The following is a 24,681-nucleotide window of genomic DNA, read 5'->3' as shown; positions in this document are numbered from 1 at the left end:
TGATGTGAAGAATCAGAGCCCTTCGCTCCCTATAACGGACGAAGGGCTTTTTAATTATCTGCACGGAACGCGGAATGTTCCGTCCAGTTCTTTATTTGAAAGTACAAAGTCGTAACCCACATTGTTTGCCGCATCGCAGAAGACTTCAACAGGAAAGACATACTCAACGCCGAATACAGGTTTGCCTTTCTGTATGAACGGATAGAGCAGATCGCACTCATTTGTTTCAAAGCATTGCTCAGAAACAGCAAAATCAAAAATATCCGCAAGATCGGCAACCTGAACAAAATTGTTCCGCAATCCGATTGCAAGCCCACGCCTGTGTGCGGCTTCGGCCAGAAAACGGTTAAACACAAGCTGGTCGTCATAAGTTATTTCAAAGCCGGTGTTCTCTCTGTATCCGCCCACTCTGTCAGCATCCACAGCATCACAGCCTTTCGTCACTGCCAGATCAAGGCGCGCTTCCATCAGCGGTGCAAGCTTCTTAACGCTCCGCACATCAAGCCATCTCTGCCCTTCCCAGTCAGGCAGGGGATTTCCTGTGAGTTCAGGAGGGAAAGCCGCCGCATCAGGCCGCCAGTCCTCAACCGTTCCCGCACTGAAATAGCATATAACCTTTTTGCCCTCCGAATGCAGAAGCTGAATCATTGAAGCATCCGTGTTGAACAAATCTATCTCGTAGACCGCCGCATCGTCATATTTAACAAGCTCACCCTGAAGCTGGATATGCCAGCTTTGGCCGGGTGAAGGCTGCCAGCGCTCAGGCATAGACTCTTTTGCATCTTTCTTCCAGAAGCAGTAGGAGAGCAGAACAGCCAGAAAAATAAGAAAACTATTCCTTAACACAAATCGCATCAAGCTCCACCAAAACCCCTTTAGGCAACGCTGAAACCTCTACAACTGCCCTTGCAGGTCTGTGACCGGAGAGCTCGCGGGCGTAAACTTCATTAAACTCAGCAAATTTGCCCATATCCCTTATATATACCGTAACCTTGGCAATATCAGTGACGAGGAAACCCGCATCACGCACTATTGCAATAAGGTTGTGAATAGCTTTTTCCGCCTGAGCCTCAACTGTTTCGCCAACTACAGCCCCGGTTTTCGGATCTAGGGGAATCTGGCCGGATACAAAAAGCATATTCCCGGCGGAGGTGGCCTGAGAGTAGGGGCCGATGGCAGCGGGCGCGTTGTCTGTGGTAACTGTTTTCATGCTACACCTTTAATCCTTTTATTATTTTCCATGAAAGAATATATCCTTCCCCGTCACCTGCAAGGGAAAAAAACTTGTCATACTCAGTATTATCCCTGAAAAGATACCTGTAGAAGCTGTCTGTGGAGAAAACAGACATAACCTCCGCACTGGTGGTGTCTGAAAGAACCTCTTCCGTGCGGATATTCACAAACAGATTGCTCATTGTGTTGAACAGCGTGGAGTACCATCTCCCCAGCTTGTCACGCACGGGGATTCCCGTTGCCGCACTGAAAGCGGCCAGCATATCCCTTCCCTGTCTGTCGTAAACAGTTGGGTAAACAGCAAGAATCACAGAACCGCCAACGTTCAGGCAGCCGTGGACAGCGTATGCCGCATCGTGCACCGGCTGAAAGCGGAATGTGCCGCCGAGTGAAATAACCAGATCCGTTTTAAGTTTTCTTAAGGTAAACGAAAGGTTCCTGTCAATGCGTACAGGATTTATGCCTTCGTAGTTTATCATCTTCAGATCAGTGAGAGCGGAAACGCTTCTGAAACCTTTGTTATCAACAAGGTAACGGGCTGTTACAAAATCATTGAACGAAAGATCCACAACACCGGACACCCCTAGATTGACCGAGGTGTCTATTCCGTCCAGAAGTTTATAATAAGTAAGGTGAATATCTTCCATCCCTGCATAACTCAAATGACTATCTCCAAAAACCTTTTTTCTTTACACCGCCGTATGTTTCGTATATCCTTAACCCGTTGAAACCCCTGCTCCCGCTTTGTGCGCGGCGGGTTTCTTCCGGTTAAAATATCTTTTATTAGCAAAAATATCAATAGAGAGGATATACACGTCTGATGCATGTTAACGATATATTATCAATGATTGAAAAACAAAGGGAAGAAGTTGAGAAAGAACTGCTTTTGAATCTTGATTCAGACGTCCAGATGGTGAACGAAGTTGCGGCATATGTTTTTGAAAGCGGCGGCAAAAGACTTCGCCCGGTTTTTTTAATCCTCTCTTCGCTCCTCTGCGGGTATGACGGCCCCAGAACAGCGGCACTCAGCGGTGTTGTGGAGTATATACACACCGCAACCCTGCTCCATGACGATGTTATAGACGGCGCAATGTACAGAAGGGGCCGCAAAAGCGCAAATACCGTCTTCGGAAACGACATAACAGTTCTCTGCGGTGACTTTCTCTATTCCAGAGCGTTCATGAATCTGGTGAAGGACGGAAACCCCGAAATACAGATGACTCTTGCCGTGGCTGCCAGAACCATGAGCGAGGGGGAAGTCTTCCAGCTTATCAAAACTGCCGACATCAGAATCACCATAGACGACTACCTCAAGATCATAAACAGCAAAACTGCCGTTCTCTTCTCCTCATGCTGTGAAATAGGCGCCCTCCTCGGCGGGCAGGATAAGGACAAACGCACAGCCCTGCGTGACTTCGGCAAAAATCTGGGAATAGCCTTCCAGATGAGCGATGATATACTAGACTATCTGGGTGATGAAGCCAAAACAGGCAAAAAACCCGGCACAGACCTTAAGGAGGGGAAAATAACCCTGCCCGTGATCGTTCTTCTGGAAAACGCATCAGAGGATGAGAAAGTTAAGGTACGTGAAATAATTGTTAATGAAAACTCGGATGATGAAAATCTCGCCTATATTATAGAACTTATGAAAAAGTACGATGTTAAAAGAAAGTCAGAGGAAATACTGGACAGCTATTCCGCAAAAGCCAAGGAGAGCCTGAAACTTTTCCCTGAAAACAAATACAGAGAAGCCCTTGAAAGCCTTGCGGACTATATGATCAAACGGGAAAAATAGATGCTGAAAGAGGCGCGTTTTTACGAGCCGCGGGAGAACAGTTCAGTCAGGTGCGTTCTCTGCCCGCATGAGTGTTTGATAAGCAACGGTAAAAGCGGCATATGCCTCATACGCAAAAACATAAACGGCAGACTTTTTCAGACGGCATACGGCGAGCTGGCCGCATTAGGCGTTGACCCTGTTGAAAAAAAACCTCTGTACCACTTTCATCCCGGAAGCTCTATATTGAGCATTGGTACAAACGGGTGTAATTTCCGGTGTGATTTCTGCCAGAACTGGCACATAAGCACCGCTGAAACCCCAAGAAAACAGACCACACCGGCAGAACTGGCCGCTGAAGCGGTGCAGACAGGCAGCACAGGCATTGCCTTTACTTACAATGAACCAACCATATGGTATGAATTTGTTTACGACTGCGCTGCCGAGTTCAAAAAACAAGGACTGAAAAACGTGATTGTTTCCAACGGTTATATAAACGAAGCCCCCCTCGCGGAGCTTATACCTCTCATTGATGCCGCCAACATCGACCTGAAAGGCTTCACTGAGAAGTTCTATAAAGAAACACTGGGCAGCCTTGAACCCGTGAAAAGAACGATCACCGCTCTTTATGAATCCGGCGTTTCTGTTGAAGTCACCAACCTTTTAATCCCCGGTAAAAATGATGATGAGCAGGACTTTGAGTCCATGTGCCGCTGGCTTGCCTCAGTAAGCCCGGATATTCCGCTGCATATTTCGGCCTACTTCCCGGCCTATAAATCCACAATCCGCCCTACGGAGCCCGAAACTGTTATCAGAATGAAGAAAACAGCAGAAAAGCACCTGAGATACGTTTATGCGGGAAACATAAAAAATGAAAATAACAGCAGCTTATGCCCGCACTGCAAAACTGTTCTTGTAAGACGAAGCGGTTACGAAGTAAAATCTTTCCTTAAAACTAACAGGTGTCCCGGATGCGGAAAACAGCTTTATTTTTGTGTGTGATACTTTTTACGGCTGCCTGCACAGACAAGTTTGAAAAAAGGCAGTTTTATGCAATGGGAACCCTTGTGGAGATTACCCACAAAAAGGATTCGAGCCTGAAACAGGTCATACGCACCATAAACGAGTATGAGGAGCAGGTTAAATCCTTCGAGGAAAAATACAACAGCGCCCCCGCAGGCTCCGCCTTTGAAATAAGCCCGCTGTGGGAAATACTCTTCAAAAAATCATACGATTACAAAGCTATTTCCAAAGATAGGTTCGATATAAGAGCACTCAGCCTCACAGGGCTTTACGGTTTCCCCGAAGGGCCGTATGACCTTCCGTCCCCCGAAAGATACGCAGCCGCAACAGACGCTATTAAAAACATGCCTCTGCTTTTTGTGGACGGCAAGCTGGTTAAAGAGGATGAAAGGCTCAGGATTTCCACCGGAGCCTTCTCAAAAGGGATGATAGTTGATAAGGCTGTGGAAGTGATGAAGCAGAACGGAGCCCTGTCAGGCATAATAAACGCCGGGGGGGATCTTTACGCATTCGGCAAAAAGAACAAATCCCGCTGGAGAGTGGGAATCCGCCACCCTGATGATTCCAATAAGGTTATCTCCACCATATCAATCTCTGACAAGGCTGTAGCCACCAGCGGCGACTATGAACGTTTTTTCATGAAAAACGGCATACGCTACAACCATATATTTGATATGGTCACCATGGAGCCCGCAAGCCTGTACAGAAGCGTAAGCGTAATAGCCGACAACTGCGAAACCGCAGACGGACTTTCCACAGTGTTTTTCCTGCTGCCGGAAGCTGATGCGGCGGAAGCCTGCAAACGCACCGGAACCCCTGTTCTTATATACACTCACGATGACCGTGTTGTAAAACTCTGCGGATGGGAAAGCTTTGAAAATTAAAGCTGCGGATATAGTTGTAATTGCCTTACTGTTCTGCTCTGTATTTTTCATAAAAAATCTGTTTGTCCCGTCCGGAGTTCCTGCACTGATTCTGGTTACTGCAAAAGGTGAAAAGGAGCTCTCCTTCCGAGATCAGCTTTATGATCTCAAGGAGGAAACAGGGCATGAGATGGTTGTGGAAGTCAAAGACGGAAAAGCGAGAATAAAGGAATCGGACTGCCCAAACCAGATATGTGTGCTCACAGGCTGGGTTTCCTCCTGCGGAGAGGCTGCCGTATGTATTCCCAACAAGGTTGCTGTTTATGTCAGATGCGAAAACGATAATACCGGACTTGACGCCATATCAAGATAGAACAGCCCTTATAGGGGTGTTCACCGCTTTGTCCATTGTTTTCGGCATAGCGGAAAACTTCATCGGCCTTCCTCTGCCGGGGCTCAGACTGGGTCTTGCCAATATAGGGATTATGCTGGCCATAACCATGCTTGATTTCAAGGCTGCTTTTGCCGTGGCATTTCTCAAAGCAATCATAGTTCCGCTGGTAACAGGCAACTTTATTGTCAAGATTTCCATAGGATTACCAGCAACTTTAGCGTCAACATTTTTCATGCTGACATATTTTAAATTATGCGGTAGATTCATAACTTCGGTCAGTATGGGAGCGCTGGGCGGGCTGGTGCATATCGCCGTTCAGTTCTTTATGGCTAATACATTCTACATTCAGAGCCCTGCGATTTACGGGCTTCTCCCCTATTTCGCCGCGATCTCCGTTGCATGCGGAGTTTTCACAGGTTATGCGGCGCTTATGATAGACGGATACCTGAAAAAATCGCAGGAACGGAGCAGAAAAATATGATTCAGAAAATAATACTTGCCAGCGGCTCACCAAGGCGAAGAGAGCTTATGACCCGCATCGGCTTTAATTTTCAGTATGTAACGTCAGACATCAAAGAAGACTTCACGGATGACCCCGACTTCGGTCATCAGGCAATGCGCCTTGCCGCTATGAAAGCCTACAACGTGGCAAATATCTATGACGAAGCCTACATCATCGGCGCTGACACAATAGTTGTGCTGGACGGCGTGATATACGGCAAACCGAAAGACGCTGACGATGCAAGAAACACTCTCCGCGCGCTCAGCGGCAAAAAGCATCAGGTTATCACAGGCGTTGCCCTCGTGAACAAGCGCGAAAGCCTGTGCGAAAGATTTTATGAAACAACAGACGTTTACTTCCGCAAATACGGTGATGAGTTCATCAACTGGTATATAGAAACAGAGGAACCTTTTGACAAGGCAGGCTCATACGCGATTCAGGGAAAGGGCTGCCTGATGACTGAAAAAATAGACGGGGACTATGACAACGTTGTCGGTCTGCCCGTAAGCAGACTCTTTCAGCATTTAATTAAATCAGGCATAAAACCGGGGGGACTGCATGAATTTTAACAATCTTGCCCAGATGCTTATTGACAGGGCAAAAATCCAGCCGAAAAAAGTTTATATTCATTTTCAGGAAGCAAAAATAACCTACGGCGAAGCAAACAGGCTTACAAACAAGATTGCCTCCGCCTTACAGCTTAAAGGGATAGAAAAAGGGGACAGAGTAGCTATAATGCTTGAGAACTCCCCTGAGTTCGTCTTCACTTTGTTTGCCGCATTCAAATGCGGAGCCATGGTTGTTCCCGTTAACACATTCCTCAAGAGAGACGAAGTAGCCTATATCCTCAAGGACAGCGGCGCAAAAATATTTGTCACATCATCTGAATTTCACGAAGTTGCAAACAAGATAGAAAAAGAGGTTAAAAACCTCAAAGCAGTTATGGCATACCAGCAGACTGCGTTCCGTTCGGAAAACCTTTATATTGTTTCAGAAAACCTTTCGGATAAGGATGTTAAGCCTGATGTCACAGAGATGGACTCAGCCCTTCTCATTTACTCCTCCGGCACAACAGGCCACCCCAAGGGGGCTGAGCTCACCCACAGAAACCTTATAGCGAACGCTGCGGCATGCGCTTCCAGATTTGATGTGCGCTCTAAAGAGAAGTTCCTGCTTTTCCTCCCCTCCTTCCATTCATATGCTATGATGACGTGTCTTATACTGCCTACATTCAGCGGTTCCTCCGTCATCATTCTGGAAGGAGTCAACGACCTTAAAAAGAAAAGCTTCAAGAATATACTTGTTTTCAAACGCCCCACCTTCTTCCTCGGCGTTCCGCAGGTTTATACCGCTCTGCTTAAGTCAAAAATGCCCGCATGGTTCATTAAGTTTATATACCCCATCAGGCTCCATGTAAGCGGAGGCGCGCCCCTGCCGGAGGAAACACTCAGGCAGTTCAAAAACAAGTTCGGCAAAACAATTGTTGAGGGCTACGGCCTTTCAGAGGCATCGCCCGTTGTTTCCGTTAACCTGCTTAATAAACAGAAACCCCTTTCAGTCGGCCCCGCCCTTGACGGCGTGCAGGTGAAGGTAGTTGATGAAAGCGAGATGGAAGTTCCTGTCGGCACAGTGGGCGAGCTCATTGTAAAAGGCCCCAACGTAATGAAGGGTTACTGGAATATGCCCGGCCTCACAGAAACCACTATCCGCAACGGATGGCTCTTCACAGGGGATCTTGCTAAAGTTGACAAGGAAGGGTTTATCTATATTGTTGACCGCAAAAAGGATCTTATCCTCGTCAAAGGCATGAACGTTTACCCCAGAGAGATTGAGGAAGTTCTTCACAAATACGAAGGCGTGGAAGCGGCTGCCGTTATAGGTCTGCCTGATGAAGCCAGCGGCGAAGTGCCTGATGCCTACATCAAACCGAAGGAAGGCGCTAATCTGGATATTAAAGATATTAAAAAGTATCTCCGCGAAAAACTCGCAAACTATAAAATACCCCGTCATATCTACATAAGGCAGGATCTCCCTCTGACTGCCACCGGCAAGGTTCTCAAGCGTGAGCTTAAGAGAGAGGTTCTTTCCGGCCACTTCCACACGGGGCATCACCCGGAGGATTGAAAGCTTTGACATATTACGATATTCTTCTGCCGGTTCCCGCAGGCGGCGTTTATACTTACATATCCCATACGCCGCTCATACGGGGACAAAGGGTCAGAGTTCCTCTGGCCTCCAGAGTGCTCCCCGGAATTGTTCTGGGTGAGGCGAAGGAACTCAGAGAAGGTGTAAAATATCGTGAAGTAGCTGAAACCTTTGAGGAATCATCCGTTTTTACCGACCATTTTCTCAGACTGATAGATGCCATGGCGGACTACTACGTGAATCCGCCCGGCCTCACTCTGGCAGGCACCATATCGAAAACAGTTGTGGAGTCAGAGCCCTGCCCCGTTCCCGTTAAAAAACTGAACACAGCAGAAGACCTTAAGCTCAATGCAGATCAGCAAGGCATTTATGAAAGCATATCCGCTGACCGCGGGAAGTTCTCGGTTCATCTCATACACGGTGTCACAGGGAGCGGAAAAACCGAGATATATGTTGAGCTCGCAAAGGATGTCATAGCCGCCGGACAAAAGGTGCTTTATCTTGTTCCTGAAATCTCACTGACTCCGCAGATGGTGGAGCGCATATCAAAAAGGCTTGGTTTTGAGGTTCCCTCATACCACAGCAGACACACGCCGAAAAAACGCAGGGAGGCATTCTGGAGCTTCGCAAAGGGCGAGGCGCCTGTGCTCATAGGTGCAAGAAGCGCCCTGTTTGTTCCTGCGGAGAATATCGGGCTGATCATCGTGGATGAAGAGCATGAGCAGAGCTACAAGCAGGAGGAAGCACCGGCCTATCAGCTTCGGGATATGGCAGTGCTTTACGGAAGCATTCTGGGCGCAACTGTTATTCTCGGCAGCGCAACCCCTTCTCTTGAGAGCATGTATAATGCAAAAACAGGCAAGTATAAGCTCCACAGACTCACAACACGCCATGCCGCCTGTATGCCGCTGATGCAGATAGTTGATATGAAAGCCTGCGACCCAATAGACCACATAATATCCGAAAGGCTCTATGACGAGCTTTCCGCCACTGTTCAGCGTGGAGAACAGGCGATACTGCTCATAAACCGCAAGGGCTATTCCCATACACTTTACTGCGAAAAATGCGGCAAAACTGTCCACTGCCCCAACTGCTCCGTTGCACTCACATGGTACAAATCAAGAAACGTAACCAAATGCCACTACTGCGCATCGGAATACAAAGTTCCTCACTGCACACACTGCGGCAGTACACAGACCAGAGACTACGGCGCAGGAACAGAGCGTGTGGCAGAGGTTCTGGAACAGCTTCTGGGAATCCCTGTTCTCAAGCTTGACACCGACAGTGTGACATCTCAGGGAAAACTCAGCAAAATGCTGGACGATTTCCGTGACGGCAAATTCAAGGTGCTTGTGGGCACACAGCTTGTCGCCAAGGGGCTCCATTTCCCCGATGTAACCTTATCCGCCGTGCTGAATCTGGACAACATGTTTTCCCTGCCCGATTTCAGGGCGCATGAGCGTGCTTTTCAGCTTCTGGTGCAGCTTTCCGGCCGTTCGGGAAGATGCGAAAAGCCCGGCAAGGTAATTATCCAGACCTATTCGCCGGAGATGGATATATTTGACATGGCAATAAACAGGCCGGATGATTTCTACGAATTTGAGATGACGCGCCGTGAGCCCTTCGGCTATCCCCCTGCGGGCAAGCTTTGCAGGCTTATTTTCAGCCACTCCAGAGAGGAAACTGTCTATGATGCCGCCCACAGCGTGAAACAGGCTCTGAGCTCCCTCCCGGCGGGGATAGACATCAAAAAGCCCACACAGGCTCCGGTTTATAAAATACGCAATAAGTACAGGTATTCCATCCTTATGAAAAGCAGTGACACCGCCCTGCTCAAGCGGGCAATCCATACCGCCGTGTCAGCGTTCAATAAACTCGGCAAAACAGCAGTCATAATGAAGGTTGACCGCGATCCATACTTCTTTATGTAGCCCTTCTTCCCCGTTGACAAAGACTTGCAAATATACTAATTGATTCTACTCCGCAAATGCGGAACATATTTTCACATATCAAGAAGGATTATTTTGAAACGGTCAGTATTACATTCAGCAAGCGGGAACTCCCGTGCTTAGGGGCATTGTTTATTCCCTGTTATCGGCTCTGTGCTTCTCCACGCTTGTTATCATAGCCAAATTCGGCTTCGATTCGGGCATGTCCTCCGCGCAGATGCTCTTTTACCGCTTTGCTTTCGGCGCGCTTACCACAGCGGCTTTCCTCATTTCCACCGGAAGAAAAAACGCTTTCATCATTGAGCGGCGGACACTGGTTAAAATAGTCCTCATAGGCGGAACCATGTTTCTGCCGCAGAGCTTCTTCTTTATCTTGTCCATCAAATATATACCTGTTGTTACGGCTGAGCTTGTGCTTTATTTCTACCCCACTGCCGTGGTGCTTATATCATGGCTGGTGCTGAAAAAATCCCTCAACCGCCTGCATCTCATAGCGGCTGCCGTGGCCTTTGCGGGCTCGGCACTGATACTGTTCGAAGCTTTCAGCTCAAACATGAGCCTCACCGGACTTCTTCTGGCTATGATGGCTATGCTGACATTTTCCTCATACATGCTGATCACACATAATATTCTGGAAAAAACAGACCCTTTTGCCCTGAGCTTTTACCTGATGGCAACAGCATCCGTCATCCTATCATTCGGTCTTCCGGAGGGTTCATTCAGCCTCACACCCTACAAACTCAGCCTTGCGCTTATGCTGGGAATAATCCCTTCGTTTCTGGCAACCATATTTTTATATAAAGCATTAAAAGAGATAGGCTCGTCCATGACCTCCATAGCCTCATCCATAGAACCCGCACTCACTGTGGTTCTCGCGCATATTTTCCTCGGAGAGAAGACAGCCGCCATGCAGATAATAGGTATGATTATGATAATGCTGGGGATTATTCTGCCAATGTGGAGCAGTTTGTTTATAAAAAGAAAGGCGGTAACTCAGTTCTGAAACTACTGCTGTCTGCTTCTGAGTTCCCTGAAAAAGCTTTTCAGCATTTCCCGTATCTCGTCCTGAAACAGCCCGTGTTTGTAGCTTACCCTGTGGTTAAGCCCCTGAATATCAAAGGTGTTTGCAAGGCTGATCACTCCGCCGAACTTGGGTTCAGGTACGCCGAAAACAACATTGCGTATGCGGGAGTGGATGATTGTCCCCGCGCACATGAGGCAAGGTTCAACGGTTACGTACAGGCTGCATTCATCCAGCCGCCAGTCACCCGTGTTTCTTGACGCATCCTCTATGGCGATTATCTCCGCATGGCTTGTGGCAGTTTTGGCAACGGCCTTGGCGTTTCTGCCCCTGCCTATTACCTCACCGTCTTTAACCACCACCGCGCCGATGGGAACCTCTCCTTCCGCGCGGGCTTCCTCAGCCTGTTCCATGGCAAGCCGCATGAACCTTATGTCGTCATCAGTAAACTGAAACTCCGTCATTCAAGCTCCATCCTGACTAACCCTGTGAAGACAACCGCTGCCGTTTCAGCCTTGAGTACCGGAGTAAACGGTGAAACAACACGGAAACCCTTTGTTGTCAGTGTTTCGACCTCTTCATCCTCAAAGCCGCCTTCACAGCCTATTATCATGGCGACATCGCGGGACTGCACCTTCAACGGTTCCTTACCTTCTTTGCGCTCATAAAAGAGGAGCTTTTCCGTATTGTCAGCCGAAATATCCTCCAGATGAACAGGAGGGTGAATCACAGGCACATGCTCGTTTTCGCTCTGGAGAACCGCCTTAACCGCTATGTCGTGATACCTGCCGAAGGATTTATCTTTCACATCCTTCATACTGCGGGCGCTGATTACGGGTATAATCTCCGTAACGCCAAGTTCTGCGTATTTCTCAACGGCAAAATCCATATATTCCCGCTTGAGTACGCACTGATAAACAGAAAGCCTGTAATCCGGCCTGACCACTGGGCGCTCCGTGAGGATGTCCAGCAGGGTGAATTTATTGTTTATCTGCGCAACTCTGGCAGTGCAGAGCCTTTCCGGAGTGAGGATGCCGAACTCATCCCCTTCCCTGCTTCTCAGAACGGTTTTTATATAATGATGCGCATCGTCCCGCAGTTCGCAGGATGAGCCTGAAACCTCGTCAAGCCAGATCCTTTTCATCAGCCTTTATCCTTATACTTCATGGATTCAAACTCGAAATCCCCGTTGTCGTCTATAATCATTGAACTGAGAAAATAACCGTACACACAGCCGGTATCAAGGTTAACGGAGCAGATCTCCCCTTTTTTGTTACGGTTGACGTAAGGCCTATTAGGGTTAATCTGCGGGTCTATCTTAACCACGGGGGTGTGCCCGTGCACCATGGAGTAGCCGAAGTATGTGGTTTTGCGCCTGTCTGTATTCCTTGACCAGGCGAACCTGAACTGAGGGCTGAATGACTCGTCATCCCCGTTGCCGGAGCCGTCGCCGATACCGGCGTGGGAGAAGTGGAGCTTAAAGAAGCCGTAATCCATGCTGTCGCATATCTGTGCGGAACTGAAAAAGTCCATGTAAGGCTCAAAATACCTGTATGCGGCAAGGGAAACGTCCTTACCCTGCGCCAGCTCCTTATCAAACCTTCCGCCCGTGAAGGAGCTTATGGTTTTATCCCCGCCCAGCTTCATAAACTGCTTAGGGCCGTAACGCAGTGAGGAGCGGAAGTAATCCAGCATAACATCCTCGTGGTTGCCCAGAAGGAGAGTGACATCATAATGTTTTTTCAGGTCGATGATAAGATCGCAGACCTCTTTTGAGTATCTGCCCCTGTCCACTATGTCGCCGAGGAAAATAAGCCTGTGTATGTCGTACTCACCGAAAAGCCTTTCCAGAAGCGCATCAAGGGTTCTTACGCAGCCGTGAATATCTCCTATTACACCGAGCATCTTTTAAGACGCACTCCTTTCCATTCCTTAACCTCACAAGCTGCATCAATTTCATAGCCATCAGTATCTATACTGTTCATAAATTCGTCATACTCTTCCTGTAGTATACCTGAGTAAACTATATACTCCGGTTTTCGGGCCGCCACATCCGCATGTATGCTTTTGAGCACCTTTGTGATTATGTTTGCCACGATCACATCCGCATGCTCTTTCAGGCTTTCTATGCCGCCGGTCCATGCGCTGATATTTGTGCAGCGGTTAAGCTCAATGTTTTCACGGGCATTGCCCATGGCAAGGTCATCAATATCAAACGCATATACTTTCTCCGCACCGCAGACTGAGGCAGTTATGGCGAGTATCGCACTTCCGCAGCCCACATCTGCGACTCTCCTGCCTTCTGCCACACCTTCCAGAAGCCTTGCCGCAGCCTGTGTCGTGGCGTGTGTTCCGGTTCCGAAGGCGAGAGCGGGAATAATGCGTACTACCCTGCCGTGCGGCGCTGATGTTTCGGTATCAAAGCAGTAGTAAACATTATCTGTGAGCCAGCCGGGCTGTAAAAATTCCTTCCATTTATCCTCCCAGCCTGTTTCACTGACATCCTTTACGGTGAACTCCATACCGAAGTCATTGAAAACACTGCTGAGATCATCCTGTGAATATACTATGAAAACAACTTCCTCATTCTTAAAATCATCTTCTATAACAGTAAGTTCCATATCAAGAAGAGCTTCTTCAAGCTCCTCGCTGCGTATAAAATATCTATATTCTTTCATTTCTGCTCCGTTATGATAAAATACAGCCCATGAGACTGTCCGCAAGATTAAGTGAGATATACGGTATTTCACGCAGAAACGCAAAGAAATATATAACCGAAGGCAGGGTTGTTCTGAACGGGAAAACTCTCCGTAAAGATATTGAATTAAACGGAGATGAAAATCCGCTTCTTGAGGTAAAAAACACCGGGCGCATTATTGATGCAGATTCTTTTATTATATCAGTAAAGAACGGCGTTATTTTCTATTATAAACCGCCTTTTATTCATAGTGAACGTCATACGCCGGATGATGAGACTGCAATAAGCGATCTTGTCCCTGAAACACACAGGCTCATATCCAGACTGGACTTTGAAACAGACGGAATCATTGCCGCCGTGGAGAAAGAAACGGAAATCACAGAACTGAAAAAGGTGTATATTGCAGTGGTTCAGGGAGTGTTTCCTGAGAAGCTTTACATGGATAATGCCATTGATGCGGCAAAGAGAAAGAAGGTTAAAGTGCTTGATAATAAAGGTCTTAATCCTGCACGTTTTTCCAGAAGAATGCTGATGCGAGACTGCTCTGTTGTTCAGGCTGAACTTAAGCAGGCTAACAGACACCAGCTAAGAGCTTATCTGGCGCATTCCGGTTTCCCGATTATTGGCGACAAGCTTTACGGAGGTGCAGAATTTCCGCGCCTGATGCTTCACTGTGAATACACATCGGTTAACAAAATTGAAGAAACTTCCAAAAGGTCAGACAATTTTCTTGATTATTTTTCAAACCATATTTAAAATCTCTTCACCTCAAAAGAATCAAAATAGAATAATATTCTGAATACAATAAAGCTGACAGGAGATATTTTATGTTTAAGCCGAAGAGAATACTGGTTCCGACAGATTTTTCCTCCGCATCCAGAGTTGCTGTTAATCAGGCTAAGGAAATCGCAGAGCTGTGCAACTCCGAACTTGTCATAATCCATGTCAAAGCCAAAGAAGCAGAAAACCTCCCCCTCTTTTTCCTTGATGACTCCAAGATAGATGAAATTAACAAGCACCTTGACGAACATATTGATCATGAAATAGAAAAAATAAAAAATGATGTTTTCAAAGGAAGCATAGTTAAACCGACCGTGCGTATCTGCCACGGCAACCCTTATGATGAAATCATCAAAACAGCCGACTCCATGGCTTGCGATCTGATAGTAATATCTTCCAAAGGCAAGAGTGCTTTGGACGGCTTCTTCTTCGGCAGCATCACTGAAAAAGTTGCAAGAAGAGCCCACTGCTCCGTGCTAATTTCCCGCTGATACAGTTTCTCTGACTTAATATTTGTTTAACAATTTCTGCAATAACAGTGACAGTGAATTTGCATTGAAAGCAAAAAAAGACTCAATATTTAAATAAGTTACAAAAAGAAACCCGATTATAAAAAGAACAAAACCGTTGTAATTAGTACCTTTTAATGGTATTTTTTCATAATTAAAGATGGAGGAAGTTTTATGAAGTCAGGACTTTTCAAAACAGCTTTTGCTATTGCTGCGCTCTGCACGGCGCTGATAGCTCTTCCCGCTGCTGCGTCCGCAGCAATGTACAAATTTTCAGGCGGCCCCTCAGGCGGAACATTCATGTACTATGCCAACGGTATAGCACAGCTTATCAAAACACCGGACATCAGAATACTTGCCAGTGCGTCCAACGGTTCAGTTGAGAACGTTAGGCTTGTTGACTCCGGCAGAGCGAGCATGGGCGTTGCTTATGCCGGTGATGTTTTCCTTGCAAGAAAAGGAGAACTCACAGGCGATACCAGAAAGTATGAAAACGTAATGGCCATTGGCTATTTCTACGGCGCACCCGCACACATGATAGTCAGAGCAGATGCCAAAATTAACTCAACTGCTGACCTCGCAGGTAAAAGAGTGGGCGTGGGCGATGCCGGTTCAGGCGCGGCTTCCAACGCTGAGCGTTACTTCACTCAGCTTAAGGTATGGGACAAAATGAAGCCTCAGTTCATCGGCTACAGAAACGCAGCATCAGCCTTCGGCAACAACCAGCTTGACGGCTTCTGGGTATTCGCCGGCTTCCCCAACTCTTCAGTTATAGAAGCTGCTCTCCAGACAGATGTTAAAATAATGAGCCTCTGGAGCGATGCTCAGAAAGGCGGCCTCATAGCAGAATATCCCTTCTACTCCAAAGTTGTTATACCTGCAAACACTTACAAAGGCCAGACTCAGCCTGTGGAAACAATTCAGGACGGCGCTATATGGGTAGTTAACAAAGACGTACCCGCTGACGTGGTCTATGAAATGACTAAGGCAGTTTACAGCCCCGAAGGCTTCAAACACCTTATAGAAATCCACAAATCAGCTCAGGAAATGAGCATAGAAGGCGGCCTTACAGGTATAGCCACTCCTGTTCACCCCGGCGCAGCTAAATACTGGAAAGAAAAAGGCGTTCTTAAGTAAGAAGAAAAACCGCTGCCCGGAAGTTTTTTCTTCCGGCAGCACCCTTATTAAAACAGCAGAAATCAATATGCGGCAGGGCATACCTGCCGCTTTTATTAGGGTTAATCTGGTTTTGTCGGAGGACTTAAGTGTACGATAAGCTTTCAAAAATTGAAAAATATATCTTTGACGGGATGGCGCTCTTCCTTGTTCTTTTCTATTCATATTCGGCGCTTGTAGTGCCCGCAGCCACCCAGTATCATAAAGGTGTGTATGTCTTTGTTACATACATACTTGTTTTCCTTGTCTACAAATCAAAAAGCATATTCTTCCGCATTGTGGATTATATTCTTTTAGCTCTGTCAGCTATTACTGTCATATATTTCATGGCTAACTTTGAAGCCCTGAACTACAGAACAGGCGCGGAAACCCAGACAGACGGAATCATAGCCATGATAGGCGTACTCATAGGAATCGAGGTTGCCCGCAGGGCGGTGGGAACAGTTTTCGTTATAATCGGTGCTGTCCTTCTTACATATGGTGTTTTCGGACCATACGCACCTGAGCTTCTCATGCATCCGGGCGGTTCGTTCATGGAAATAGCTAATACCTGTTTCTATAAAAATGACGGTGTGTTCGGAATTATGGCGGATGTTCTTGCCACATACGTGCTTCTGTTCGTTATCTTCGGAGCATTCCTTGAAAAATCCGGTGCGCAGAAATTCTTCATAGATCTTCCCGTTGTTCTGGTCGGTCACAGAACAGGCGGCCCCGCAAAGGTTGCTGTTATCGCCAGTGCGCTTTTCGGCTCTATATCAGGTAGTGCGATAGCAAACACAGTGTCAACCGGAGCCTTTACCATCCCTCTGATGAAGAAAGTCGGCTTCAAACCTCATGTGGCAGGCGCAGTTGAACCCGCAGCCTCAATAGGCGGCATGTTCATGCCCCCGATCATGGGCGCCGGCGGCTTCATCATGGCGGAACTTACGGGCATCCCCTACTCCAAAATAATGCTTATAGCTATCTTCCCCGCTATGATGTACTTTTTCAGCGTTTTCGTTATGGTGCATTATGAAGCGAAGATTCATAACATCCGCGGTGAAAAATCCGAAGAATCAGCAATGAAGATCTTCAAGGAAGGCTGGTACTATATACTCCCTCTGGCTGTTATTACAGTGCTGATGATTATAGGCTATGACGCCGGTCTTTCCGCCGTTGTGGGCATACTCACCTGCCTTGTTATAAGCTGGTTTAAGAAAGAGACGAGGATAGACCTTGCAGGAATGATTGACGCAGCCAGAAAAGGGGCGGAAAGCAGCCTTAAGATCGGGGCTACCGTGGGTGTAATAGGTATAATCATCGCCATGCTTACATTCAGCGGGCTTATACTCACCTTCGCTGACATAGTTATCGGTCTTGCGGAAGGAAAGCTCTGGCTCACCATCCTCCTGATAGCACTTGCATCACTCATCCTCGGAATGGGCGTACCCGTTACGGCTGCATACCTTATTACAGCGGTTGTTGCAGTACCCGCGCTTACCCACCTCGGCGTAAACCCAATAGCGGCGCACATGATTGTTTACTGGCTCAGCCAGGACTCAAACATAACACCGCCGGTGTGCATCGCCGCATTCGCAGGAGCAGCAATAGCGGAGGCGCATATGTGGAAAACTGCGTTTAACTCATTCAAGTTCGCAAAATTCCTCTACCTTGCGCCGTTCCTGTTCGGTTATGTACCTGCCTTTACCCTTAACGGTTCATCAGCGGACATAATCAAAGCCTTTATAATGATTGCGATAGGTACATGGATGTATTCATATTTCCTCAGCTTCGCATGGTTCTACTCAATCAGAAACAGGTTTGCACCTGCTAAAGCAGTATAAGATTTTTCATGACCGGAGGTAAAACTCCGGTCTTTTTTTGTTTTATTTGACATCTGTCAATTCATTTTTCTCTCCATTCTTTATATTTAAACTCACAAAGACGGATAAACGGGTTATAAATATAAATCGCAGAGGTAAAACATGAGCTTTTCACAGATGACAGTTAAAGAGATTATCGACAACCACCCTGAAACCAGAGACATTTTCATATCAAACGGTTTTGAGCAGTTTAAGGACGATGCCAAGCTCAACACGCTCGGCAAGTTCCTCAAGCTGGAAACCGCACTGAAAAACAAGAAATTCGATGTAGATACCTTCGTGGCGCTCCTTGAGGACAAGGTGAACTCCAACGAAGCCGCTGCGGATGTTACCCTTAAAAAAACAAAAACAGAAGGAGCAGTGAGCATGAAAGGGCTTCTCCCCTGCCCTGTGCGCCTTCCCATACTTGAAAAGATAGATGCATACGCAGAGAGCGAAGGCGTTTCCGTTACTTACAAGCTGGAGGCAGCCTCTGTGGGTGCGGACTGGATGAACGCTGAAATCAGAAACGCTGAATCAACCGACTCACTGGCGGATATATACCTCTCAGCAGGGTTTGAGCTTTTTTTCAGCAGAAGCTTCCGCGATAAGCTTCAGGCAGACGGCAGCTTCAGAAACCTGGTTGAAACTGGAATAAACCCCAGATTCACAGACCTTAAGCTGGAAGACCCCAGAGATATACTCTCCATAGTGTCTCTCGTTCCTGCGGTGTTTATGCTGAACCTTGAGGAGCAGGGAGACCTGCCTGAGCCTAAAACATGGGCTGATCTCCTCCGTCCGGAATACGAAAACAAGGTGGCGCTCCCTGTAGGCGATTTCGACCTCTTTAACGCCATCCTCCTGAACATTTACAAGGAGCACGGCATGGAGGGAGTGCGGAAGCTTGGCAAATGCCTTATCAAGTCCATGCACCCGGCTGAGATGGTTAAAAACGCAGGGAAAAAAGTAGCAGGCAAACCGTACATCACCATAATGCCCTACTTCTTCACAAAAATGCTCGCCGGACTTAAAACCGTTAAGGTGTACTTCCCGGAGGACGGAGCAATTGTGAGCCCTGTTTTCATGCTGGCAAGGGATAAGGAAGGCGTCCGTCCGCTTGCTCAGGCTGTTGCGGGCAAAGCTGTCGGTGAAATCCTCACCCAGAAAGGGCTCTTCCCGTCCACACATCCTGATGTGCAGAATGTTCTGCCCGATTACGCTCCGTTTAAGTGGATCGGCTGGGATTTTATAGAAAATAATGATATTGATCAGGTAATAGAAGAAACAATGAACGTATTCAAAAATTCCTGAGGTTGATGATGAGATTTATAACAGTTTCCGGCCCGCCTTCATCGGGCAAGACATCGGTAATTCTGAAAACGATAGATGCCCTCGCCTCCAGAGGGTTTAAAACAGGCGTGGTGAAGTTTGACTGCCTCACCACTGACGATGACAAACTTTATGAGAAGAAAGGAGTGCCCGTTAAAAAGGGTCTCTCCGGCGCGCTTTGCCCTGACCATTTTTTTGTGAGCAATGTTGAGGAGTGCGTCCGCTGGGGCAGTGACAAGGGGCTTGACATACTCATAAGCGAAAGCGCAGGTCTCTGCAACAGATGCTCCCCGCACATAAAGGACATCACTGCCGTGTGCGTCATTGACAACCTCAGCGGGGTGAACACACCAAAGAAGATAGGCCCCATGCTGAAATCGGCTGATATAGTGATCATCACCAAGGGGGACATTGTGTCTCAGGCGGAAAGAGAGGTCTTCGCCTCAAGGGTAAAGATAGCGAACCCCGCAGCAACCATAATGAACGTAAACGGAATCACCGGACAGGGAGCCTACGAGCTCTCACGCCTTTTCAGCGGCGGTGAGGAGATAGAAACACTCAAAGGGCGCATGCTCAGGTTCTCCATGCCTTCCGCCCTCTGCTCATACTGCCTCGGCGAGAGGAGAATCGGCGACAGCTATCAGATGGGCAATGTGCGTAAAATGGATATGGAGGAATAAAAATGAAGAAAGCCGCAGACAGAAAATTTTCCGAACAGACATACATGACCGACTTTTTCGAAAGCTTCGGTCTTAAGATAGAGAACATGGACACCACTCCGGCGGAATACATAAAAAACGTGCCGGAGGAAAAGCTTGAGGATCTGGGCATAGACCCCGAAACTTTTTTTGCCTCTCTGGAAGCGTTCTCGGCAGACTTTGAATCCATGATGAACGATAAAGGGATGAATGTAGACAGCCTCACCATAGTCGGCGGGCAGGACAAAAGCGGGAACCTCGAAAATGTTCAGCTAACCATTCACAAAGGTGATATAATCTGCATAGTCGGGCCTACCGGTTCGGGCAAAAGCCGCCTTCTTGCTGATATTGAATGGCTGGCGGACGGAGACACACCCACCGGGAGGCGTATTCTGATAAACGGTGAAAAACCGGATCTGTCAATGCGCTATTCTCTGGAGCATAAGCTTGTTGCTCAGCTTTCGCAGAACATGAACTTTGTAATGGACTTAACAGCGGAAGAGTTTGTTATGATGCACGCTGAAAGCAGGCTTGTGGAGAACCCCGCTGAGAAAACAGCGCTTATAATCGAGCAGGCCAATATGCTTGCGGGGGAAAAGTTTAAGCCCGATACTCCTGTAACCTCACTCAGCGGCGGACAGTCACGCGCGCTGATGATTGCGGACACTGCCTTTCTGAGCAAGTCCCCCGTTGTCCTTGTGGATGAGATAGAAAACGCAGGGATAGACAGAAAGAAAGCTCTGGAACTGCTGGTGAAAGAGGAAAAGCTTGTCCTCATGGCCACACATGACCCTATCCTTGCTCTCATGGGCTCAAAAAGGATAGTGATCAAGAACGGCGGCATTCACGAAATAATAGAAACCACCACGGAAGAGCGCAGCAGCCTTGAGGCACTGCGAAAGCTGGATGAAAAGCTTCTGGCCATGAGAAACATCCTCAGAACAGGCGGAAGACTGAATAATATTGACGATACAATAATTTAGATTGCAGATGATATAACTTTTCAGTATTGTCTGTAAATGAGGAACTATTTGGAAGAAAACGATAATCTGCATACTTTTTTTGCACCTGCGCAAAGGACTCCCCATGACGAAATAGTCAGAAAGTCAAGGGAGATCAGGAATGCTCCCTACATAGCGCAGATACTGGATTCCCTGCCGGATACCGTTGCGGTTCTGGACGAAAACAGGCAGATTATCTTCGCAAATAAGCTCCTGCTGAGTTTTCTGGGGCTTCCCGTTCAGGAAAGACTTCTCGGAATGCGCCCCGGAGAGGCTCTGGCATGCAGACACGCCTTTGTTGACGGATGCCCCTCCTGCGGAACAACTGAATACTGCTCACAATGCGGCGCCGTGGGTGCAATTCTCGGAGCGAACCTGCTTGCTGATGAAATAAAGGAATGCAGAATAATCACCGAACACGGTGACGCGTTTGATCTTCTCATCACCACAAGAATCATATCTGTTAACGGTTCTGAGTATATCCTTTTCATAGCAAAGAATATTGCTGATGAAAAACGCAAAGTGATTCTGGAAAGAATCTTTTACCACGATATATCAAACCTGGCAGGAGTGATCCACACAATGAGCGATATTCTCAAGGACTCACCTCCCCCGGCTGACTGCACCGAGTACCATAAAATCCTCTACGGCACATCAAAAGCCCTTGTGGAGGAGGTTCAGTCCCACAGGCTTCTGAACCTGGCTGAATCGAAAGAGCTGGTGACAAATATCGAAAGCGCTGACAGTCTGGCAATAGTCAACGAAGCAGTGATGATATACTCCAACCACAGTGCGGCTTTTAATAAATCTGTTGCTGTGGCTGAAAACGCAGGACACGTAATTTTTGAATCAGATAAAACCATTCTTCGCAGAGTTCTGGGAAATATGCTTAAGAATGCCCTTGAGGCCAGCCTTGAAGGTGAGCAGGTTGTTGTCGGCTGCTACAAAGAGGACGGCAGAGCGGTTTTCTTTGTCCATAATAACGGCTTCATGCCAAAGGATGTTCAGCTTCAGGTTTTCCAGCGTTCCTTTTCCACAAAAGGCAAAGGACGCGGTCTTGGCACTTACAGCATAAAACTTCTTACCGAAAACTATCTCAAAGGAAAGGTTCGCTTTGAAACATGCAGAGAAAGCGGAACTACCTTTTTTGCGGAACTGCCCCTCTCCTATTCACCCTTCTGATCTTTAAACAGCTAATATTTTCCCGCCGTTAAGCTATTTAAACCGTAATATGGTATTGTGGATTATAAACAAATAATATTTCGGGGCGGCGAAGATGAAGAAGTATACATTCACGGTAAGCATCCTATCCCTGTTCAGCGCCATGACCCTCGTCCTAACTTTCTTTCTTATCAGTAACTTCTATTTCAGAGGGATGGATCATGCCTATAAGCTCACTGAATCAAAAATAATTGAAGTCAATAAAAATATCACAGACTCACTCAGCGGAAGCCTGCGCAACACGGGAGACAAACTTTCTGTTCTGGCAAATATTACAGAAAATCCCAAAATCCTTGAAAATACGGATATTTTTACCCGCATAATGTGGGAGCAGCTCAGAGCCGATAAAAACCTCTCCAGTATTTATATTGCGGATCATGAAGGAAATTTTATTCAAATCAGACGGGATCCTGAACTTGCTCTGCGGATCCTGAACAAAAAAGCAGGAGCAGATACTTACCAATATAAAAATAATGATTTCCTGAGCACCTCTTTCAGAACCTCAGCCGCAGACTATGATCCCAGAACCAGAAACTGGTTTCTAGGGGCTTCCGGAACAAAAAAGATTCACTGGTCCGAACCTTATTTCTTTGCATCCACAGGTAAACCGGGCATAACAATATCGGCTGCCGCGCTGGATGAAAAGGGAGATGTAATATACGTCTGCGGAGCTGACTACACACTGGACACCCTGTCTGAACTGCTTAAAACCAAAACAGGTCTGATAAACGGAAGACTGTTTCTTTTCAGCAGCGAACAGGAAATAATAGCGGCCTCGTTTGACTATAAAAACAAACATGACACCCTTCGTAAGATTGGCGACCTCGGCTCTGAGGGGCTTTCCGCTGTGTTTGAGTCAGCGGTAAATGGAAGAATAACAGGTACAACGGCTGAAAAAAACGATAAAGAATATGTTTATGTCATAACCCCGGTTCCCGGAAGCATAGGGAACAAATGGTTTCTGGCCTCAATGGTCAACAAAGAGTCCATAATCGAAAACATCAATCAGACGCTACTTATAACAATCGCCATTTCTGTCATAATAATGGGTATAATCTATTTCCCTGTATCGTACATTATCAGAAGAATGTTCATCAATCCGATTGACAGGCTTAAAAAAATGACCGCTGACATTGCAGAGCAGAATTACAGCAGCACAGAAATAATCTACACCCGCATAGAGGAGTTTTATAAGCTGTCAATATCTCTCCTGAACATGGCAAACTCAATTAAGCAGTACGAAGCTGACCAGAAAAAGCTCACGGATTCGTTCATAAAGATAATTGCCGGGGCAATAGATGCTAAGTCGCCATATACCGGAGGTCACTGTGAAAGAGTGCCCGTAATTGCCGAAATGCTTATAAAAGCGGCGAATGACAGCAGCGAAGGCAGCATGAAATCCTTTTCCCTCAAGAACGAGGAGGAATGGAGGGAGTTCAAGATCGCCGCATGGCTTCACGACTGCGGCAAGGTCGTAACACCGGAGTATGTGGTGGACAAAGCTACTAAGCTGGAAACCATATACAACAGAATACACGAAGTCAGAGCCAGATTTGAAATCCTCTACCGCGATGCGGTCATAGAATATTACGGGAAACTCGCAAATAATTCTGAAATGAAAACAGTTCTGGAATCGGAGCTTATTGAAAAACATCAGCAGCTTAGAGATGATTTCGCCTTTGTGGCCGAATGCAACATAGGCGGCGAATTTATGGACGAAGCAAAATCGGAAAGACTCAAGGCAATAGCTGAAACAACATGGATAAGGCATTTCAGCGACAGACAGGGACTGAGCAATGCTGAGAAGCTCCGTGTAAAAGAAATACCGGAGACTGCCCTGCCCTGCACGGAAAAGCTCCTTTCCGATAAACCGGAGCATATAATCAGGCATGAGCGGCTCATTGACGCGGCTGAGTATGAAAGGCTGAAATTCAGGGTGGATGTCCCGGAAAACTTCAATAACAGCGGTGAGCTTTATAACCTGCTGATAAGCAGGGGAACGCTGAACAACGAAGAAAGATTCAAGATCAACGAGCATATCATAATGACAATAAAAATGCTGGAGAGCATTCCGTTCACCGAGAATCTCAGGCGTGTTCCCGAATACGCAGGTACTCACCATGAAACTCTCAAAGGCACAGGCTACCCCAGAAGGCTTAAAGGCGGAGAACTGTCAGTACCTGCCCGGATTATGGCGATAGCAGATATTTATGAGGCTCTCACCGCCTGTGACAGACCTTACAAAAATGCCAAACCTCTGTCAGAGGCGCTGAAAATAATGAGCTTCATGGCGAAAGACAGCCATATTGATTCAGAGTTGTTTGAGCTTTTTCTCAGAAGCGGCGTTTATATGGAATATGCCGAGAAGTATTTACAGAAAAGCCAGATGGATAATATAGACATAGAAAGACTGATACAGCAGGCAAAATCCTGATTCATCCGCAATGACAGTATCTTACGTCACTGCGAGGAGCAAAGCGACGCGGCAGTCTCAGTTTTATTGTCCCTGATAAAAAAAGCCCTC

General features: G+C 47.1%; 25 protein-coding genes. 18 read left to right on the top strand and 7 right to left on the bottom strand.

Annotation, left to right across the window (positions count from 1 at the left end; all coding sequences use genetic code 11):
• Positions 1-54: 54 nt before the first annotated feature.
• Genes OSQ85_RS11030 through OSQ85_RS11020 form a run of 3 tightly spaced genes read right to left on the bottom strand, consistent with a single transcriptional unit; the run spans position 55 to position 1,895 of the window.
• Entirely contained in the window at positions 55-855 is an 801-nt protein-coding gene (locus OSQ85_RS11030; RefSeq protein WP_265823098.1) for an endo alpha-1,4 polygalactosaminidase, read from the bottom strand.
• Complete coding sequence (locus OSQ85_RS11025) at positions 833-1,210, bottom strand: Rid family detoxifying hydrolase (RefSeq protein ID WP_265823097.1); 378 nt, start codon at positions 1,208-1,210, stop codon at positions 833-835. Before OSQ85_RS11025 ends, OSQ85_RS11030 begins: the two co-directional genes overlap by 23 nt.
• A 1-nt stretch (position 1,211) precedes the next feature.
• Positions 1,212-1,895 carry a hypothetical protein gene (locus OSQ85_RS11020; protein WP_265823096.1) on the bottom strand — a complete coding sequence of 228 codons (684 nt, stop codon included), beginning with the start codon at positions 1,893-1,895 and terminating at the stop codon, positions 1,212-1,214.
• 182 nt (positions 1,896-2,077) lie between these two features.
• Between OSQ85_RS11020 and OSQ85_RS11015 the strand changes: the two genes are divergently transcribed.
• The 9 genes from OSQ85_RS11015 (at position 2,078) to OSQ85_RS10975 (ending at position 10,886) form a co-directional block, all read left to right on the top strand.
• Entirely contained in the window at positions 2,078-3,028 is a 951-nt protein-coding gene (locus OSQ85_RS11015) for a polyprenyl synthetase family protein (RefSeq protein ID WP_265823095.1), read from the top strand.
• Positions 3,029-3,103: 75 nt separating this feature from the next.
• Positions 3,104-4,009, top strand: coding sequence for an AmmeMemoRadiSam system radical SAM enzyme (amrS, locus tag OSQ85_RS11010; protein ID WP_265823093.1), 906 nt, complete (start codon positions 3,104-3,106; stop codon positions 4,007-4,009).
• Entirely contained in the window at positions 3,979-4,914 is a 936-nt protein-coding gene (locus OSQ85_RS11005; protein WP_265823092.1) for an FAD:protein FMN transferase, read from the top strand. Before amrS ends, OSQ85_RS11005 begins: the two co-directional genes overlap by 31 nt.
• Complete coding sequence (locus OSQ85_RS11000; RefSeq protein WP_265823091.1) at positions 4,904-5,266, top strand: NusG domain II-containing protein; 363 nt, start codon at positions 4,904-4,906, stop codon at positions 5,264-5,266. The genes OSQ85_RS11005 and OSQ85_RS11000 overlap by 11 nt, the downstream gene beginning before the upstream one ends.
• A gap of 28 nt (positions 5,267-5,294) precedes the next feature.
• Entirely contained in the window at positions 5,295-5,768 is a 474-nt protein-coding gene (locus OSQ85_RS10995) for a Gx transporter family protein (protein ID WP_265823090.1), read from the top strand.
• A complete protein-coding gene (locus OSQ85_RS10990) occupies positions 5,765-6,358 on the top strand; it encodes a Maf family protein (RefSeq protein WP_265823089.1) in 594 nt (197 codons plus the stop codon). The genes OSQ85_RS10995 and OSQ85_RS10990 overlap by 4 nt, the downstream gene beginning before the upstream one ends.
• Positions 6,348-7,913, top strand: a complete 1,566-nt coding sequence (locus tag OSQ85_RS10985) for a long-chain-fatty-acid--CoA ligase (protein WP_265823088.1) — start codon at positions 6,348-6,350, stop codon at positions 7,911-7,913. Before OSQ85_RS10990 ends, OSQ85_RS10985 begins: the two co-directional genes overlap by 11 nt.
• Positions 7,910-9,865 carry a replication restart helicase PriA gene (gene priA, locus OSQ85_RS10980; protein ID WP_265823086.1) on the top strand — a complete coding sequence of 652 codons (1,956 nt, stop codon included), beginning with the start codon at positions 7,910-7,912 and terminating at the stop codon, positions 9,863-9,865. Before OSQ85_RS10985 ends, priA begins: the two co-directional genes overlap by 4 nt.
• Before the next feature lie 133 nt (positions 9,866-9,998).
• The gene (locus OSQ85_RS10975; RefSeq protein WP_265823084.1) at positions 9,999-10,886 is read left to right on the top strand and encodes a DMT family transporter; all 888 of its coding nucleotides are present in this window, start codon (positions 9,999-10,001) and stop codon (positions 10,884-10,886) included.
• A 2-nt stretch (positions 10,887-10,888) separates the two neighbouring features.
• Here the strand turns inward: OSQ85_RS10975 and OSQ85_RS10970 are convergent, their stop codons facing one another.
• Genes OSQ85_RS10970 through OSQ85_RS10955 form a run of 4 tightly spaced genes read right to left on the bottom strand, consistent with a single transcriptional unit; the run spans position 10,889 to position 13,582 of the window.
• Complete coding sequence (locus OSQ85_RS10970) at positions 10,889-11,368, bottom strand: nucleoside deaminase (protein WP_265823082.1); 480 nt, start codon at positions 11,366-11,368, stop codon at positions 10,889-10,891.
• On the bottom strand, positions 11,365-12,048 hold the full coding sequence (locus tag OSQ85_RS10965) for an RsmE family RNA methyltransferase (protein ID WP_265823081.1): 684 nt from the start codon (positions 12,046-12,048) through the stop codon (positions 11,365-11,367). The genes OSQ85_RS10970 and OSQ85_RS10965 overlap by 4 nt, the downstream gene beginning before the upstream one ends.
• Entirely contained in the window at positions 12,048-12,809 is a 762-nt protein-coding gene (locus tag OSQ85_RS10960) for a metallophosphoesterase family protein (RefSeq protein WP_265823079.1), read from the bottom strand. Before OSQ85_RS10960 ends, OSQ85_RS10965 begins: the two co-directional genes overlap by 1 nt.
• A complete protein-coding gene (locus OSQ85_RS10955) occupies positions 12,797-13,582 on the bottom strand; it encodes a 50S ribosomal protein L11 methyltransferase (protein ID WP_265823078.1) in 786 nt (261 codons plus the stop codon). Before OSQ85_RS10955 ends, OSQ85_RS10960 begins: the two co-directional genes overlap by 13 nt.
• A 29-nt stretch (positions 13,583-13,611) precedes the next feature.
• On the opposite strand from OSQ85_RS10955, the gene OSQ85_RS10950 reads away from it, so the two are divergent.
• The 9 genes from OSQ85_RS10950 (at position 13,612) to OSQ85_RS10910 (ending at position 24,591) form a co-directional block, all read left to right on the top strand.
• Positions 13,612-14,358, top strand: coding sequence for a pseudouridine synthase (locus OSQ85_RS10950; protein WP_265823076.1), 747 nt, complete (start codon positions 13,612-13,614; stop codon positions 14,356-14,358).
• A gap of 71 nt (positions 14,359-14,429) precedes the next feature.
• Positions 14,430-14,873, top strand: a complete 444-nt coding sequence (locus OSQ85_RS10945; protein ID WP_265823074.1) for a universal stress protein — start codon at positions 14,430-14,432, stop codon at positions 14,871-14,873.
• A 192-nt stretch (positions 14,874-15,065) separates the two neighbouring features.
• Entirely contained in the window at positions 15,066-16,028 is a 963-nt protein-coding gene (locus OSQ85_RS10940) for a TAXI family TRAP transporter solute-binding subunit (protein WP_265823073.1), read from the top strand.
• 128 nt (positions 16,029-16,156) lie between these two features.
• Positions 16,157-17,890: a TRAP transporter permease gene (locus tag OSQ85_RS10935; protein WP_265823071.1), complete on the top strand. Its 1,734-nt coding sequence runs from the start codon at positions 16,157-16,159 to the stop codon at positions 17,888-17,890.
• A gap of 141 nt (positions 17,891-18,031) precedes the next feature.
• On the top strand, positions 18,032-19,219 hold the full coding sequence (locus OSQ85_RS10930; RefSeq protein WP_265823070.1) for an ABC transporter substrate-binding protein: 1,188 nt from the start codon (positions 18,032-18,034) through the stop codon (positions 19,217-19,219).
• A gap of 8 nt (positions 19,220-19,227) precedes the next feature.
• A complete protein-coding gene (locus OSQ85_RS10925; protein WP_407649361.1) occupies positions 19,228-19,917 on the top strand; it encodes a GTP-binding protein in 690 nt (229 codons plus the stop codon).
• A 2-nt stretch (positions 19,918-19,919) separates the two neighbouring features.
• The gene (locus tag OSQ85_RS10920) at positions 19,920-20,918 is read left to right on the top strand and encodes an ATP-binding cassette domain-containing protein (protein WP_265823067.1); all 999 of its coding nucleotides are present in this window, start codon (positions 19,920-19,922) and stop codon (positions 20,916-20,918) included.
• A gap of 48 nt (positions 20,919-20,966) precedes the next feature.
• Positions 20,967-22,118, top strand: a complete 1,152-nt coding sequence (locus OSQ85_RS10915) for a sensor histidine kinase (RefSeq protein ID WP_265823065.1) — start codon at positions 20,967-20,969, stop codon at positions 22,116-22,118.
• A gap of 94 nt (positions 22,119-22,212) precedes the next feature.
• Positions 22,213-24,591 (top strand): HD domain-containing phosphohydrolase, encoded by a 2,379-nt coding sequence (locus OSQ85_RS10910; protein ID WP_265823064.1) that lies wholly within the window; start codon positions 22,213-22,215, stop codon positions 24,589-24,591.
• Positions 24,592-24,681 lie beyond the last annotated feature (90 nt).

This window comes from Geovibrio ferrireducens, from assembly GCF_026226615.1.
Classification (GTDB): Bacteria; Chrysiogenota; Deferribacteres; order Deferribacterales; family Geovibrionaceae; genus Geovibrio; species Geovibrio ferrireducens.
Note: the sequence above shows the minus strand (reverse complement) of the source record. Positions and strands in the feature narration are given on the sequence as shown.

Excerpts from the sequence above, each read along its gene's own strand:
- OSQ85_RS11015 (WP_265823095.1), top strand. The coding sequence starts at position 2,078 with ATGATTGAAAAACAAAGGGAAGAAGTTGAGAAAGAACTGCTTTTGAAT.
- OSQ85_RS11030 (WP_265823098.1), bottom strand. The coding sequence starts at position 855 with ATGCGATTTGTGTTAAGGAATAGTTTTCTTATTTTTCTGGCTGTTCTG.
- OSQ85_RS10910 (WP_265823064.1), top strand. The coding sequence starts at position 22,213 with ATGAAGAAGTATACATTCACGGTAAGCATCCTATCCCTGTTCAGCGCC.
- OSQ85_RS10930 (WP_265823070.1), top strand. The coding sequence starts at position 18,032 with ATGAGCTTTTCACAGATGACAGTTAAAGAGATTATCGACAACCACCCT.
- OSQ85_RS11025 (WP_265823097.1), bottom strand. The coding sequence starts at position 1,210 with ATGAAAACAGTTACCACAGACAACGCGCCCGCTGCCATCGGCCCCTAC.
- OSQ85_RS10945 (WP_265823074.1), top strand. The coding sequence starts at position 14,430 with ATGTTTAAGCCGAAGAGAATACTGGTTCCGACAGATTTTTCCTCCGCA.
- OSQ85_RS10985 (WP_265823088.1), top strand. The coding sequence starts at position 6,348 with ATGAATTTTAACAATCTTGCCCAGATGCTTATTGACAGGGCAAAAATC.
- OSQ85_RS10970 (WP_265823082.1), bottom strand. The coding sequence starts at position 11,368 with ATGACGGAGTTTCAGTTTACTGATGACGACATAAGGTTCATGCGGCTT.
- OSQ85_RS10920 (WP_265823067.1), top strand. The coding sequence starts at position 19,920 with ATGAAGAAAGCCGCAGACAGAAAATTTTCCGAACAGACATACATGACC.
- OSQ85_RS10940 (WP_265823073.1), top strand. The coding sequence starts at position 15,066 with ATGAAGTCAGGACTTTTCAAAACAGCTTTTGCTATTGCTGCGCTCTGC.
- OSQ85_RS10955 (WP_265823078.1), bottom strand. The coding sequence starts at position 13,582 with ATGAAAGAATATAGATATTTTATACGCAGCGAGGAGCTTGAAGAAGCT.
- OSQ85_RS10925 (WP_407649361.1), top strand. The coding sequence starts at position 19,228 with ATGAGATTTATAACAGTTTCCGGCCCGCCTTCATCGGGCAAGACATCG.
- OSQ85_RS10965 (WP_265823081.1), bottom strand. The coding sequence starts at position 12,048 with ATGAAAAGGATCTGGCTTGACGAGGTTTCAGGCTCATCCTGCGAACTG.
- OSQ85_RS10950 (WP_265823076.1), top strand. The coding sequence starts at position 13,612 with ATGAGACTGTCCGCAAGATTAAGTGAGATATACGGTATTTCACGCAGA.
- OSQ85_RS10960 (WP_265823079.1), bottom strand. The coding sequence starts at position 12,809 with ATGCTCGGTGTAATAGGAGATATTCACGGCTGCGTAAGAACCCTTGAT.
- OSQ85_RS10990 (WP_265823089.1), top strand. The coding sequence starts at position 5,765 with ATGATTCAGAAAATAATACTTGCCAGCGGCTCACCAAGGCGAAGAGAG.
- OSQ85_RS11005 (WP_265823092.1), top strand. The coding sequence starts at position 3,979 with ATGCGGAAAACAGCTTTATTTTTGTGTGTGATACTTTTTACGGCTGCC.